Raw genomic sequence first — 15,173 nt, forward strand, 5'->3', positions numbered from 1 at the left:
TTCGATGGCATCATCCCCAGTGCAATCCCCTGAATGCACTCGGTGCGATCGAAGGACGGCATGGAGGACTACCGGATAGTCGCGGACGAGATCTCCGCCGACGTCGAGGCGGGCAGGCTCCGCCCTGGTGACCGGCTGCCCCCGCAGCGGCGGTTCGCCCGCGAACGCGGGATCGCCAACTCGACCGCCGCCAGGGTCTACGGCGAACTCGTCCGGAGGGGCGTCGTGGTCGGCGAGGTCGGCCGCGGCACGTTCGTCCGCGCCGGGAGGCCGCCGCTGGAGACCGCGCTCGCCGAACCGGGCGGCGCGACCGTCGACCTCGAACTCAACTTCGCCGTCCTGCCTGAGCAAACTGCGCTGGTCGGGAAGGCGCTGGAGTCGCTCCTGCGTGAAGACGTCCTGACAGCGGCGCTGCGGCCGGGGACCGTGTCCGGCTCGAAGCAGGCGAGGGACGCCGCCGCCGGTCTGTTCGCGAAGGACGGCTGGGCGCCCGAAATCCTCTTCGCCGGCAGCGGGCGTCAGGCCATCGCGGCCGCCATCGCCGCCTTCGTGCCGATGGGGGAACGGCTCGCCGTCGAAGCCATCACGTATCCGGTGGTCAAGGCGCTCGCCGGACGGCTCGGTGTCCAGTTGGTGCCCATCGAGACCGACGACATGGGGATCGTTCCCGAGGCTCTCGAAGCCGCGTCCGTCCGCGCGTTGTACGTCCAGCCGACGCTGCACAATCCGCTCGGGTCCACAATGGACGAAGCGCGGCGCGTCGAGCTGGCGGAAACCGTGCGGCGGATGGACATCCCGGTGATCGAGGACGGGATCTACACCTTCCTCCGCCCCGAGATCCGCCCCTTCGCGGCGTACGCGCCGGAACGCACCGTGTTCGCCGACAGCATGTCGAAACGGCTCGCCCCGGGGCTGACCACCGGATTCCTCGCCGTCCCGGCGGAATGGACGGAACGGCTGGCCGCGGCCGTGCGCTCGGGCGGCTGGGTCGCGCCGACGTTCGCCGTCGAAGCCGCCACCCGGTGGATCACCGGCGGCACCCTGGAAACCGTCGAACGGGCGAAACGGCTCGACGCCGCCGAACGCCAGCGGGTGACGGCGGCGCGGCTGGCCGGGTTCACGGTGCGCGCCGATCCCCAGGCGTACCACTGCTGGTGGGAACTCCCCGAACACTGGCGCGCCGAGACCTTCGTCGCCGCGGCCGCGCGGCGCGGGATCGCGGTCACCCCGGCGGCCGCGTTCGCCGTCGTCCCCGGCCACGCGCCGAACGCGGTCCGCCTCGCCGTCTCGTCGCCGCCGCTCGAGACGCTCGGGGCCGCGTTGGACGTCCTCGCCGGTCTCGCTTCCGGCCGCCCTGAGGACGCCGGCGTCGAGTAACTGACCTCGCATTTCGTCCTCTGAATGCGGTACTTGCACACGCAAGGACCGCATTCAGAGGACGAAATGCGTCAGGGGCGCGGAGCCCACTTGCCGACGAAGCTGCCGCAAGTGACGGTCTGCCCGGTGAGCCGCGACCGCAGCGCGTTCTCCAGCCCGAGATAGTCGAAGATCGGCGCGTCGCGCGCGACCTCGGCGGGCACCGGACCGCCCTTGGCCAGGACCGGCATGCTCACGGTCTGGAACAGCACCAGGTAGTCGCCTTCGCGGTTGAGTTCGTCGGCCCTCGCGAGCATGCGTTGCGGTGCGTCGGCGACGATCTCCAGCGGCAGCGGCCATTCCAGCGGGAACGGGTTGCGCAGGCCGAAGGCGGGATAGGCGAACGGGTTGTCGGGCAGGACCGCCGTGCGCCCCGCGGGGTAGCGCGTGACGCAGTCCTGGATCTGGGAGATGTAGGTGAAAGTGCCGGGGTTCGTCCGGATGCCGCGCATCGACGGCGTCACCGTGCCGAGGTCACCGGTCAGTTTCTCGCGCGCCATGTCGAGGTACGCGGCTTCGTCGTGGTGCACGACCACGGCCCAGCCCGACGCCAGCACCGCGACCAGGCCCATCGCGGTGGCGCCAGCCAAGGCGATCCGCCGAGGCGGATCCGGCAGCGGGGGCAGCGCGTCCGACAGTTCCAGGATCGCCGTCAGCGCCAGCGTTCCGGTGAACAACGTCGGGGTGTCGTTCCCCCAGGACAGGCTGGTCATGAAGCCGGTCGCGAAGACGAGCGCGCCCATTCGCGGGAAGCGCCGTTTCGCCACCCAGTTCACCAGCAGCGCGACACCGAGGATCCACCAGAGGACGTCCGCCCAGCGCGAAGCACCGGTGAAGTGTCCATCCACGACGGTGCCGACCACCACCGCCACCCCCGCCAGGAGCAGCAGCCGTGCGAGGATCGCCCCGGTGAATCCGGCGCGTTCGCGGAAGACCCCGAGCAGGGCCAGAAGCACCCCGGCGATCGCGAAGAAGGTCAGGCCCCGCACCGGCGGCTGTAGCAGGGTCTCGGGATTTTCCAGCCACAGACCGAGAAGCCGCTCGCCGTACGCGGGCAGACCGCCGGTGAGCTGCTCGGCCATCGCGCCGAGACCGCCGTCGAGCGTGACGATTCCGAGGTAGAACACCAAGAAAGCGCCCAGCGCCAGCAGATCCCAGGCCAGGCGCCCCCACCAGCGGCCGGTGCGGAACGCGCCTTCCCGCAGCGACGGGTGCAGCAGCAACCAGCACAACGCGATCAGCGGCACCGGCGCGAAACTCTGTTTGACGAACACCGCGGTGCCCAGCAGCACGAGGCCGAGCCGCCGCGGCCACGCCTTCCCGTTGCGCAGCCCCGAATCCAGCGCCCAGGCACCGCAGGCGGTCAGGAAGATCCCGTCGATCGTGTGCCAGGCCATCAGCGGGAAGGCGTTGAGGTTCAGCAGCGACGCGGCCGCCGTCAGCCCGGTGAGCCCCGGTCCCCAGTCACGGACGCGGCGGCGGGTGACCAGTACGGCGAACGCGATGGTCGCCAGGATGATCTCCAGCATGCTGAGCACGCTGGAGACGAAGAACAGCGGGCCGGGCAGCACGAAGTCGACGATGTGCAGGTACGCCGAACCCAGTGGCCGTGCGGAGATGATGTCGGAGTGCGGGACCTCGCCGTGCCGCACACGCCAGGCCTGGGCGAGGATGAAACCCTGGTCCGACGGGTGGAAACCGAAGCGCCCCACCCGGAGTTCGGTGGCGACGGCGAGCGCGAGCACCCACGCCACGTGCAGGGAAAGCCGCAGCACTGTCCTGGACGGACGTACCACCCCGGCGTCCGGTCCGGTCGTCAGCGGGGGACTGGCGACGTCCACACTGCCCCTTCCCGGTCGTCTTGCCTCGGCCCGAGTCCGCCGACCCCCCGGCGTATCGGAAACCGATGGTAGCGGCCGGGGGCGTCCCCCGATCGAGCCCGGCGGCGAGGACGTCAGGGACGGCGGCGCCAGACCAGCCTGGTGACCGCGCCCGCCACCGAGGCGAGCGGAGCCTTCCGGGGCAGGCCACGGGTTTCCGGCGCGGATTCGGGCATCGCGCGGTAGACGAGGTGCGCGAAGAACCGCGCCGTCCTGGGTGCGACGAGCGTCACCAGTTCGGCGGCCGTGCCCTCGGGCAGGTTCAGGATCTCGGGCCGTTTCTCCAGCGCCTTCACCACGAGCGCGGCGGCGCGTTCGGGAGAGCTCGACGGCATACCGCGATAGGACCCGGTCGGCGTGATCATGTCGGTGCGTACCAGCGGCATCCGGACCGAGGTGAAGGTGACGCCGTCGGAAAGCGTTTCCCGGCCGGCGGTCAGCCCGAACTCCTCCAGCGCGGCCTTCGAGGCCAGGTAAGCGGAAAACCGCGGGGTGTCGGTCTGGAGTCCTTGGGTGGTCACGTTGACGACGTGGCCGAACCCGCGCGCGGTCATCGACGGCAGCAGGCCGAGCGTCAGCCGCACGGGGCCGAAGTAGTTGATCGCCATCGTGCGTTCGAAGTCGTGGAACCGTTCGGTGGACAGCGAAAGCGAGCGCCGGATCGAGCGGCCCGCGTTGTTGACCAGCATGTCGACGGCGCCGTGCGCGGCGAGCACGTCCTTGACCAGTGCGTCGACCGCGCCGCCGTCGGTGAGGTCGCACGGATACGCCGACGCCTTCCCGCCCGCCGCGACGATCTGCTCGCGGACCTCTTCGAGTTCGTCGGCGCGCCTGGCCACGAGGATCACTTCGCCGCCCTTCGCGGCGACGGCCAGCGCGGACGCGCGCCCGATGCCCGACGAGGCGCCGGTGATCAGGACCTTGCGGCCGTCGAGCGGTTCCGGGCCCGGACGGCGGCGGCCGCGATCGGGGTCCAGGTGCCCGAGCCAGTATCGGTAGAGCGGACCGGCGTACTCCTTCAACGGGGGCAAGGTGATCCCGCTGCCTTCGAGCGCGGCCGTGGTCGCGCTCGTGTCGAAGTCGACCTCCATGCTCAGATGGGGCAGGACTTCGAGCGGGATGCCGAGTTCGGTCAGTACCGCCGCGCGAGCAGGCCGCCCGCCGGGAACGCGGTCGAAACCGGCCGCGGCGGATTTCGCCAGCCGGGTTCCGGCGCGCTTCAGCGCTCCGGACGGGCGAGGGGGAAGGACAGCGGAGATCTTCGGCGCGCCCGCGGCCCGCGCGAAGGCGTTGTAGACCTCGTGCAGTGGCTGAGGTCGAGGCGATGCGAGGTGGTACGTGCTGCCACTGGGCGCGTCGACGTGCATAAGGTGCTCCATCGCTTCGACGACGTAGTCGACCGGCACGATGTTCGTGGCGCCGAGATCCGGGGCGGCCAGCGGGAGACGACGGGGCAGCGTGGCGAGCCGCGAGATCGCGGGGAGGAAGTAGTACGGGCCGTCGATCTTGTCCATCTCGCCGGTCCGCGAATCACCGGCCACGGCGGACGGCCGGTACACGCGGAACGGCGTTTTCCCGTGCCGTCGCACGAGTTTCTCGGCCTCGAACTTCGTCGCGTGGTACGGCGACACGAAGCTCTGGCCGAGATCGAAGTCGGCTTCGGTGAAGCGCCCGGCGTACTTCCCGGCGACCGCGATCGACGAGACGTGGTGGAAGAGCCCGGCCTTCGCGGCGGCGGCGAACTCCAGGACGTTGCGGGTGCCGTCGACGTTGGCCGCGCGGTTCGCCGCTTCGTCCGCGGTGAGGTCGTAGATCGCGCCGAGATGCACGACGTGGTCGAGTGGCCCCACGCGGGCGGGATCGATGCCCAGCGAGGGTTCGGTCAGATCGCCGGTGACGGGAACGAGCCTCTCGTGGCTCGGGAGCTTCTCGCGTGAGGTCTCCCTCACGAGAACATGGACGGCTACGGTCTCAGGTCGCCGTAGTAGGCGCGCGACCAGGCGTTTGCCCAGAAAACCCGTCGCGCCCGTCACGAAGTAGGTGGTCATGGCCGGCTCCTTCCGAAGGGGCCGACTCTACCTACTCAGAAGTAGGAACGGTAGTTGTCATTCACTGTGATCCGGATGTTCGGCCACCGCGACCACGGCGTCGCGGAGCGCGGCGCGCAGGCGTCCCACATCCAGCGGCCCGAGCACGGCGGCCTCGCCGGGCGGCGCCACGAGCACGATCTTGTCGCTGCTCACGAACACCGTCACGTCCCTGCGCCTGCCCGCGAGATCCCGGCAGCCGACCGACCATTCGTCCCGCGGTGCCAACGTCCTCATCCTCCCGTATCCCATGATCTCCCTTTCTCGTCCGAGGCTGGGACGGGGCGGTTTCGGGGCCGTGACGCGGATTACCCGACATTCCTACTGATGGGTTAACCGATCCTCCGTATCGTGATCGACTTCCGCTCTCGCTAGGCCGGAAGGGGAGGAACGGGAGTAGCGTCCGGGGGAGGGGACTGCTTGGGAGGTCATGGATGTCCGAACCCAGGAAAATCGTCATCGTCGGGGCCGGTCTCGCGGGAGCGACGGCCGCCGGGACACTGCGAGAACGCGGCTACCCGGGCGAGATCCTGCTGCTGGGTACCGACACGCATCGCCCGTACGAACTGCCGCCCTTGTCCAAAGGGCTCCTGATGGGCAACACCGACGAACCCGACTGGGTGCACGACGCGGGTTTCTACGAAGAGAAGGACATCGCGTTCAAGAGCGGCGCGACCGCGACCAAGATCGAACTCGGAGCGCGGCACGTGCTCGACGACGCGGGCGGCGAACACCGCTTCGACCGTCTCGTGCTCGCGACCGGCTCCCGGCCGCGATCGCTGCCGATGCCCGGTGGGGACCTGCCGGGACTGCGGACCCTGCGCACCCTCGACGACGCGCTGGCGCTGCGTTCGGCGTTCAAGGACGCCGGACGGGTGGTGATCGTCGGCGCGGGCTGGATCGGGACCGAGGCCGCGGCGGCCGCCAGGGAACACGGCGCCGAAGTGACCGTGGTCGACCAGGTCGGCTCGCCGCTGCTCGCGGTGCTGGGCGATCAGGTGTCCGGGGTCTTCAAGGAGCTGCACACGGAACACGGCGTGAACTGGCGGCTGGGTGAAGGTGTCGCCGGGTTCACCGGCGGCCCGGACGGGGTGACCGGCGTTCGTTTGCAGAGCGGTGACGAGCTTCCCGCGGACGTCGTGCTGGTGGCCGTCGGCGCCGCGCCGCGGGTCGACCTCGCGCACGCCGCCGGGCTGGAACTGTCCGACGACGGCGGTGTCTGCGCCGACGCCGGCCTGCGGACGGCGGCGCCCGACGTCTACGCGATCGGCGACATCGCCGCGCATTTCCATCCCCGCTACGGAAAACGCGTCCGCGTCGAGCACTGGTCGAACGCGAAGTGGCAGGGCGAGCACGTCGCCGGGAACCTGCTGGGAGAGAACGAGCCGTACCTGCGGAGTCCCTATTTCTTTTCGGATCAGTACGACCTTGGCTGCGAATACCGGGGCCTCGCCGACCCCGAAAGCGACGAGCTCGTGGTGCGGGGCGACCTCGCGGCGCGGGACTTCACGGCGTTCTGGCTGCGGGACGGACAGGTGACCGCCGCGATGAACGTCAACCAATGGGACGACGGGGACGCGTTGAAGGCCCTCGTCGAGGGACGCGCGGCGGTGACGGCGGAACAGTTGAGGACCGGCGACCTCAAGTCGCTCGTTTGACCCCTTGGGATGCTAGGAAAGGACCGTTCCTTGCAAAATTTGCAAGGAACGGTCCTTTCCTAGCGTTTGAAAGCGGGTTAGACCTCCTGAGCGACCAAGGCCCGCGAAGCACGCGAAGGCCGCGTCATGGTCCCGAAGGCCAGCAGCGCGAGAACGCCGAAGGCCGCCATCGTGATCCCCATCGGGACGGCGGTGCCCGCGCCGCCCAGCCCGACCAGCGGCGTCGCCAGCCCGCCGACGACGAACTGCAGCACGCCCAGCAGTGCCGACGCCGAACCGGCGGACCGTGCCTGCTCGGCCAGCGCGAGCGAACTCGCGTTCGGTGCCACCATGCCGATGCTCGACACCAGGATGAACAGCGGGATCAGCAGCCCGATCAGGCCGAGGTCCAGCATCGCCGCGGCCAGTACGCCGAAGCCGGCGACCGCCGCGATGACGAGGCCGACGGTCAGCAGGGTCCGTTCCGGGAAGCGGCCGACGATGCGGCCGTTCAGCTGGCCGACGGCCACGATGCCGATGCCGTTGAGCCCGAACACCAGGCTGTACGCCTGCGGGCTAAGGCCGTAGACGCCTTGCAGGGCGAAGGACGAACCGGAGATGTAGGCGAACAGGCTGCCGAACATCAGCCCCGAGGCCAGCGCGTAACCGAGGAAGCTGCGGTCGCGGAGCAGGCTCGCGTACTTCCGCATCACCGAGCCGAATCGCGCGGGCGTGCGGCGTTCCTCGGGCAGGGGTTCCGGCAGCAGGAAGAAGACGACGGCGAGCAGGATCGCGCCGAACACGGTCAGGCAGACGAACACGCCGCGCCACGAGGTCCAGTTCAGGATCTGGCCGCCGATGATCGGCGCCAGGATCGGGGCGAGCCCGTTGACCAGCATGAGCAGCGAGAAGAACTTCGTCATCGCGGTGCCGGAGTAGAGGTCGCGCACGGTCGCCCTGGCGATCACGATGCCCGCGGCCGCGCCGAAGGCCTGGACACCGCGGGCGGCGATGAGCAGGTCGGCGGTCGGGGCGACGGCGCACAGGATCGAGCCGACGATGTAGAGGGCGAGCCCGGCCACGAGCGGTTTGCGGCGGCCGATGGCGTCGGACAGCGGTCCGAGGACCAGCTGGCCGAGGGCGAGCCCGATGATGAACGCGCTCAGCGTCAGCTGGACGGTCGCGTCCGCCGCGCGCAGTTCTCCCGCCATCTGCGGCAGCGCGGGCAGGTACATGTCGATGGACAGGGGCCCGAAGGCGGACAGGCCGCCGAGGATCAGGACGAATCGGGCGCGGCCGGTCACGTTCGGTCGCGCGACGGACTCTTCCACTCGCTCGGGCGCGATGGTCATGCTCTTCCTCTCCCCAGGGATGGTTCCGCGGACAACAACTTGCTTAGAGTAGGTAACTATTCCCGCTGTGACCCATGGCACTCCGGGTTGTCGCGACTGATCCGATCAATTTTCGAGACAAATCGAGGCGACCTCTAGATCTGGTCGAAGGTCGTCGGGTATACATCGGATGTCTGTTCGTTGCTGTTGGAGCCGTTGATTGTTGGCGGTTCGGCCGGAAGGGAAAATCCGTGCAGCTGTTGCGTCTCGGGGAGCCGGGAAGTGAGCGTCCGTTCGTACGTGCTGGAGACGGCACGCTGCGCGACCTCTCGGGGCTGACCGCCGATATCGATGGCGGCTTCTTCGCGAGTGACGGCGTCGCCAGGGTCCCGCCCGCGCTGGCCGACGGCGAGCTGCCCGAAGCCGGTCCCGAAGCCACGCGGGCCAGGGTGGGCGCGCCGATCGCGCGACCGGGCAAGGTCGTCTGCATCGGCCTCAACTACCGGCAGCACGCCGAGGAGTCCGGCGCCCCCGTCCCGGCCGAGCCGGTCGTCTTCATGAAGGCTTCCGATGTCGTCGTCGGCCCGGAGGACGACGTGCTCGTCCCGCGCGGTTCGACCAAGACCGACTGGGAGGTCGAGCTCGGCGTCGTCATCGGCAAGACCGCGCGCTACCTCGAAAGCGTCGAAGAAGCCCTCGAACACGTCGCCGGCTACACCGTCTCGAACGACGTTTCCGAGCGTGAGTTCCAGCTCGAACGCGGCGGCCAGTGGGACAAGGGCAAGTCGTGCGAGAACTTCAACCCGCTCGGGCCGTGGCTGGTCACCGCCGACGAGGTGGCCGACCCGCAGGCCCTCGGCCTGCGGCTGTGGGTCAACGGCGAGAAGAAGCAGGACTCGTCGACGAAGGACATGATCTTCGCGGTCGCCGAGATCGTGCACTACCTGAGCCAGTTCATGGTGCTGCGCCCCGGCGACCTCATCAACACCGGCACTCCGCAGGGTGTCGCCCTCGGTCAGCCGGACCCCAAGCCGTACCTGCGCGAAGGGGACGTCATCGAGCTCGAGATCGACGGCCTCGGCCGCCAGCGCCAGACCGTCAGGCAGGCGTGATGGCGAAGATCGTGGGCATGGAGGTGCTCGACGTCCGCTTCCCGACCTCTCGGGAGCTGGACGGTTCGGACGCCATGAACCCGGACCCGGACTACTCGGCCGCGTACGTCGTGCTGCACACCGACGGCGGCCCGGACGGCTACGGACTCGCCTTCACCATCGGCCGCGGCAACGACGTCCAGGCGGCGGCGATCCGCGCGCTGGAATCGCACGTCGTCGGCAGGGACGTGCCCACCGGCGCCGCCGAGCTCGGTGACCTGTCGAGGGCACTGGTCGGCGACTCGCAACTGCGGTGGCTCGGCCCGGAAAAGGGTGTCGCGCATATGGCGATCGGCGCGGTGGTCAACGCCGCCTGGGACCTCGCCGCGCGCGTCGCCGGGCTCCCGGTCTGGCGGTTCGCCGCCGAGATGTCGCCCGAGGATCTCGTCTCCCTCGTCGACTTCCGCTACCTGTCCGACGCGCTGACCGAGCAGGAAGCGCTCGACATCCTTCGCGCCGCCGAACCCGGCCGCGCGGAGCGGATCGCCCGGATCGAGCGTGACGGGTACCGCGCGTACAGCACTTCCCCCGGCTGGCTCGGCTACTCGGACACGAAACTCGTCCGGCTCGCCGAGCAGGCGGTCGCGGACGGCTTCGAGATGATCAAACTGAAGGTCGGCGGCAATCTCGAGGACGACGTCCGCCGGATGAAACTCGCCCGCGAGACCGTCGGCCCGGACATCCGGGTCGCCGTCGACGCGAACCAGCGCTGGGACGTTTCGACCGCGATCACCTGGATGACGGCGCTGGCGCAGTACGACCCGTACTGGATCGAGGAGCCCACTTCGCCGGACGACGTGCTCGGGCACGCCGCGATCGCCAAAGCGCTCGCCCCGATCCGGGTGGCCACCGGTGAGCACGTCCAGAACCGCGTGATGTTCAAGCAGCTGCTGCAGGCGGGCGCGATCTCGGTGCTGCAGCTGGACGCCGCCAGGGTCGGCGGGTTCAACGAGAACCTGGCGATCCTGTTGCTGGCGGCCAAATTCGGTGTCCCGGTGTGTCCGCACGCCGGCGGTGTCGGGCTGTGCGAACTCGTCCGGCACCTGTCGATGTTCGACTACGTCGCCGTGTCCGCTTCGGACGTGGACCGGTCCATCGAATGGGTCGACCACCTCCACGAGCATTTCACCGATCCGGCCGCCGTGATCGACGGCCGCTACGTCGCACCGTCGGCGCCGGGCTTCTCGGCACGGATGCACGACGCGACGCTGCGCCGGTTCACCTTCCCCGACGGTCCTGAATGGACGGAGACAAGCAAGTGAGTGAGTTCGAAGGCCTCGTCGCGGCCGTCACCGGAGGCGCGTCGGGAATCGGCAGGGCCACCGCGGATCTGCTCGCCTCACGCGGGGCGAAGGTCGCGGTGCTCGACCTGAATCCCGGCGACCTTCCCGAAGGCCTGACCGGATTCCGCTGCGACGTCGGTTCCGACGACGAGGTCCGGTCCGCGATCGACGCGGTCGCTGAACGCTTCGGCAGGCTCGACGTCCTGGTCAACAACGCGGGGATCGGCGCTCAAGGTGACGTCACCGCCAACAGCGACGACGAATGGCACCGTGTGCTCGACATCAACGTCGTCGGCATGGTGCGGCTGGCGCGGGCTGCGTTGCCGCATCTGAAGAACTCGCCGTCGGCCGCGATCGTCAACACGTGTTCGATCGCCGCGTGGGCCGGCCTGCCCAATCGCGCGCTGTACTCGGCCAGCAAGGGCGCGGTGCTGTCGCTGACCCTGGCGATGGCGACCGACCACCTCGCCGACCGGATCCGGGTCAACTGCGTCTGCCCCGGCACCGCCGACACCCCGTGGGTCGGCAGGCTGCTCGACGCCGCGGGCGACCCGGAGGCCGAGCGGGCCGCGCTGGCCGCCCGCCAGCCGATGGGCAGGCTGGTGACCGCGGACGAGGTCGCGAACGCGGTCGTGTACCTCGCCAGTCCGCTGTCGGCTTCGACCACCGGAACGGCGCTCGCCGTCGACGGAGGGATGTACGGGCTGCGTCCGCGCGGTCCGGTCCAGCAGTAGGTTTTCGCTGTCATCAAGGAGGATGCGGTGCGTACGAGGGTGATCAAGGTGGCCGCCGCGGCCACCGCGCTCGGGCTGGCCCTGTCGGCCTGTGGATCCACGAAGGACAACGCGCCGAAGCCGGGGTCCGGCGGGGCGCAGGGCGGCAAGGTCGGCGCGACGATCCCGTTGCTGACCTCGCCGTTCTGGCAGGCCTACAACAACTACGTACCGCTGAAGGCCAAGGAGCAGGGTGTCGAAGCGCTGCCGACGGTCAACGCGGACAGCGATCCGGCGAAGCAGATCACCGACATCAACACCCTGCTCAACCAGGGCATCAAGGGTCTGGTCGTGACGCCGCTCGACTCCGCCGCCGTCGTCGCCGGGCTCAAGGCGGCGGAGAACAAGGGTGTCCCGGTGGTGGCGGTCGACGTCGCGCCGGAAGGCGGCAAGGTCGCGATGGTGGTGCGCGCGGACAACAAGGCGTACGGCACCAAGGCCTGCGAGGCGATCGGCGCGAAAGTCACGTCGGGCAAGGTCGTACAGGTCATGGGCGACCTGGCTTCGGTCAACGGCCGCGACCGCTCCGAGGCGTTCCGGCAGTGCATGAAGACCAAGTACCCGCAGGTCCAGGTGCTGGAGGTTGCCGCCGAATGGAAGGCGGACAAGGCTTCGTCCGGTTTGGACAGTCTGCTGACCGCGAACCCGGACATCAAGGCCGTGTACATGCAGGCGGGTGGCGTCTACCTGGCGCCGACACAGCAGGCGCTCAAGCGCAAGAACCTCTACTTCCCGGTCGGCGACCCGAAACATGTCGTGCTGGTCAGCAACGACGGCATCCCGCAGGAGCTCGCCGCGATCCGCGCGGGCGAACTCGACGCGACCGTCTCCCAGCCCGCCGACGACTACGCCAAGTACGGCATGTACTGGATCAAGAAGGCGATGGCGGGGGAGACCTTCCAGGCCGGGCCGACCGATCACGGCAGCACCGTCGTCGAGGTCCGGCCGGGAATCTTGGAAGACCAGCTCCCCGCGCCCGTCGTCACGAAGGACAACGTGGACGACAAGGCCCTCTGGGGGAACAACCTGTGAGCGCGCTGCCCGCCGGATCCGCCGCCGTGCCGGTGGTCAGCGCACAGGGCGTCGGCAAACGCTACGGCCCGACCGTGGCGCTGTCCGACGTCAGCCTCACCGTGTATCCCGGCGAGTCGCACGCGCTCGTCGGCCGCAACGGTGCGGGGAAGTCGACGCTCGTCTCCATCCTCACCGGACTGTCCAAAACGGACACCGGTCACGTCGAGTTCGGTGGCGTTCCCGCGCCGCCGTTGTCCAAACAGGACGACTGGAAACGCGCGGTCGCCTGTGTCTATCAGCACGCGATGGTCGTCCCGCAGCTGACCGTCGCGGAGAACCTGTTCCTCAACCGCCAGTCCGGCAAGGGTTTCGCGATCGGCTGGCAGCGGTTGCGCCGCCAGGCCAGGGAACTGCTCGACTCGTGGGACGTCCACGTCGACGTCGACACCCCGGCCGGCGAGCTTTCGGTCGAGGACCGGCAGTTCGTCGAGATCGCGCGGGCGTTGTCCTACGGTGCCCGGTTCATCGTGCTCGACGAGCCGACCGCGCAGCTGGACAGCCAGGCGATCGAGCGGCTCTTCGCGCGGATGCGCCAGATGCAGGACAGCGGGGTGACGTTCCTGTTCATCTCGCACCACCTCCACGAGGTGTACGAGGTGTGCCAGGCGGTCACCGTGCTGCGCGACGCGAAGCACATCCTGACCGCGCCGGTTTCGGAGGTCGGCCGCGCCGAGCTGATCGACGCGATGACCGGCGAGCAGGGCGGGCTTTCCGTCCGCGACGCTTCGACGCGGGAGGCGCTGGCGCCGGACGCCGACGAGGTGCTGACCGTCGACGGGCTTTCCGGTGACGGGTTCGGTGACGTGACCTTCCGGATCCACCGCGGTGAGGTGATCGGCCTCGCGGGCAGCAACGCCAGCGGAAAGCACCAGGTCGCCGAAACCGTGTACGGACTGCGTTCCCCGGCCTCCGGCACGATCAGGGTGGACGGGAAACCGTTGAAACCGGGCGACATCCCGGCCGCGATCCGGGCCGGGATCGGCTGCGTGCCGAGAGACCGGCACCACGAAGGACTGGTGCTCGAACACTCGATCATGGACAACGCCACACTGTCCATTTTGGACCGCATGGGGAAGGGTGGCCTGGCGTCACCGGGCGCGCGATACGGCCGGGCCGCCCAGGCGTTGCAGGATTACGGCATCGTCGCGGCCGACGCGGACCAGCCGGTGTCCGACCTTTCCGGTGGCAACCAGCAGAAGGTCGTCCTCGCCCGCGCGCTGGCCGGGGATCCGCGCCTGGTGGTGCTGATCAATCCGACCGCGGGAGTGGACGTGAAATCGAAGGAAGCGCTGCTCGCGGTCGTCGACCGGGTGCGGGCGGAGGGCAAGGCGGTGCTGATCGTCAGCGACGAGCTCGATGATCTCCGCCTGAGCGACCGGGTGCTGGTGCTGTGCGCCGGTGCCGTGGTCGCCGAACACCGGGCGGGCTGGTCGGACGGCGACCTGGTGGCCGACATCGAAGGAGTCGAACGGTGACCGAGTTGATGACCGATCCGAAGACTTCGACACTCGCGGCGCCGAAGCGCCGGAAGTTCCGCTGGCTGCGTGAACTCGCCCTCGTGCCGGCGCTGATCGTGGTGCTGATCATCGGAGGGCTGATCAGTGACACGTTCCTGACCTTCGGCAGCATCGTCGGGATCCTGTCCGCTTCGGCGGCGCTGTCGATGGTGGTGCTGGGCGAATCGCTCGTGCTGCTGACCGGGAAGTTCGACCTGTCGCTGGAATCCACCATGGGCATGGCGCCCGCGCTGGGCGCGATGCTGGTCATCCCGGTGGCGTCTTCGGGCTTCGGCACCGAGATCCCCGGCTTCGCGGGCATCCTCGCCGTGCTGGTGGCCGGTGCCGCGGTCGGTTTCGTGAACGGCTTCCTGATCGTCAAGCTGAAGCTGAACGCCTTCATCGTCACGCTGGCGATGCTGACGGTGCTGCGCGGCACGCAGATCGGCTCCACACAGGGGAAGACGCTGTTCGACCAGCTGGACGTGTTCACCGCGCTCGCCACGACGACGTTCATCGGGCTGCCGATGTCGGTGTGGCTGGCCGCGGCGCTGTTCACCGTGTTCGGGCTGGGGCTGCGGTATCACCGGATCGGCCGGTCGCTGTACGCCATCGGCGGCAACCGGGAAGCCGCGCGGGCCGCCGGTATCCGCGTCGACCGGATCTCGTGGGGCGTCTTCGTCGTGGCCGGGGTGCTGGCCGCGCTCGGCGGGCTCGCGTTCACCGGCTACGTCGGCGCGCTCGGCGCCGATCAGGGCGACGGATTGATCCTTCAGGTGTTCGCCGCTGCGGTGATCGGCGGTGTCTCACTCGACGGTGGGAAGGGCACTCTGGTCGGGGCGCTCACCGGCGTGCTGCTCCTGCAGACGGTCACCAACCTGCTGCAGGTCGCGCAGGTGCCGCCGGAATGGCTGAAGGCGATCTACGGCGTGATCATCCTGGTCGCGTTGATCATCTCCCGCTACGCCGGCGGGAAGGCGCAGACGTAGTACACCGATGCAATGAAGGGGCCTTTCATTGCAAATTTTGCGATGAAAGGCCCCTT

At 69.2% G+C, this 15,173-nt stretch carries 12 protein-coding genes; 8 read left to right on the plus strand and 4 right to left on the minus strand.

The annotated features are described in order from the left end of the window. Positions 1-60: 60 nt before the first annotated feature. Entirely contained in the window at positions 61-1,377 is a 1,317-nt protein-coding gene (locus DMH03_RS15335) for a PLP-dependent aminotransferase family protein (protein ID WP_125792956.1), read from the plus strand. A 71-nt stretch (positions 1,378-1,448) separates the two neighbouring features. Here the strand turns inward: DMH03_RS15335 and DMH03_RS15340 are convergent, their stop codons facing one another. The 3 genes from DMH03_RS15340 to DMH03_RS15350 form a co-directional block, all read right to left on the minus strand. Further along, positions 1,449-3,257, minus strand: coding sequence for a hypothetical protein (locus DMH03_RS15340; RefSeq protein WP_125792622.1), 1,809 nt, complete (start codon positions 3,255-3,257; stop codon positions 1,449-1,451). 113 nt (positions 3,258-3,370) lie between these two features. Then, the gene (locus DMH03_RS15345; RefSeq protein WP_125792623.1) at positions 3,371-5,344 is read right to left on the minus strand and encodes an SDR family oxidoreductase; all 1,974 of its coding nucleotides are present in this window, start codon (positions 5,342-5,344) and stop codon (positions 3,371-3,373) included. A 57-nt stretch (positions 5,345-5,401) separates the two neighbouring features. Next, complete coding sequence (locus DMH03_RS15350; protein ID WP_039922712.1) at positions 5,402-5,620, minus strand: hypothetical protein; 219 nt, start codon at positions 5,618-5,620, stop codon at positions 5,402-5,404. Positions 5,621-5,817: 197 nt separating this feature from the next. On the opposite strand from DMH03_RS15350, the gene DMH03_RS15355 reads away from it, so the two are divergent. Beyond that, positions 5,818-7,041: an NAD(P)/FAD-dependent oxidoreductase gene (locus tag DMH03_RS15355; RefSeq protein WP_125792624.1), complete on the plus strand. Its 1,224-nt coding sequence runs from the start codon at positions 5,818-5,820 to the stop codon at positions 7,039-7,041. 77 nt (positions 7,042-7,118) lie between these two features. Here DMH03_RS15355 and DMH03_RS15360 read toward each other — a convergent pair whose 3' ends face one another. Further along, positions 7,119-8,372 (minus strand): Bcr/CflA family multidrug efflux MFS transporter, encoded by a 1,254-nt coding sequence (locus tag DMH03_RS15360; protein WP_125792625.1) that lies wholly within the window; start codon positions 8,370-8,372, stop codon positions 7,119-7,121. A 230-nt stretch (positions 8,373-8,602) separates the two neighbouring features. Between DMH03_RS15360 and DMH03_RS15365 the strand changes: the two genes are divergently transcribed. From DMH03_RS15365 to DMH03_RS15390, 6 genes are read left to right on the plus strand one after another with little or no spacing between them, the layout of a single operon-like run. Continuing rightward, positions 8,603-9,463 carry a fumarylacetoacetate hydrolase family protein gene (locus tag DMH03_RS15365; RefSeq protein ID WP_125792626.1) on the plus strand — a complete coding sequence of 287 codons (861 nt, stop codon included), beginning with the start codon at positions 8,603-8,605 and terminating at the stop codon, positions 9,461-9,463. Next, positions 9,463-10,764, plus strand: coding sequence for an enolase C-terminal domain-like protein (locus tag DMH03_RS15370; protein WP_125792627.1), 1,302 nt, complete (start codon positions 9,463-9,465; stop codon positions 10,762-10,764). Before DMH03_RS15365 ends, DMH03_RS15370 begins: the two co-directional genes overlap by 1 nt. Then, positions 10,761-11,519, plus strand: a complete 759-nt coding sequence (locus DMH03_RS15375) for an SDR family NAD(P)-dependent oxidoreductase (RefSeq protein WP_125792628.1) — start codon at positions 10,761-10,763, stop codon at positions 11,517-11,519. Before DMH03_RS15370 ends, DMH03_RS15375 begins: the two co-directional genes overlap by 4 nt. 27 nt (positions 11,520-11,546) lie before the next feature. Continuing rightward, entirely contained in the window at positions 11,547-12,590 is a 1,044-nt protein-coding gene (locus DMH03_RS15380; protein WP_233611515.1) for a sugar ABC transporter substrate-binding protein, read from the plus strand. Further along, entirely contained in the window at positions 12,587-14,107 is a 1,521-nt protein-coding gene (locus tag DMH03_RS15385; protein ID WP_125792629.1) for a sugar ABC transporter ATP-binding protein, read from the plus strand. The genes DMH03_RS15380 and DMH03_RS15385 overlap by 4 nt, the downstream gene beginning before the upstream one ends. Then, a complete protein-coding gene (locus DMH03_RS15390; RefSeq protein WP_125792630.1) occupies positions 14,104-15,117 on the plus strand; it encodes an ABC transporter permease in 1,014 nt (337 codons plus the stop codon). The genes DMH03_RS15385 and DMH03_RS15390 overlap by 4 nt, the downstream gene beginning before the upstream one ends. Positions 15,118-15,173: the final 56 nt, after the last annotated feature.

Origin of the sequence: Amycolatopsis sp. WAC 01376 (genome assembly GCF_003947415.1) — a bacterium.
Taxonomy (GTDB): domain Bacteria; phylum Actinomycetota; class Actinomycetes; order Mycobacteriales; family Pseudonocardiaceae; genus Amycolatopsis.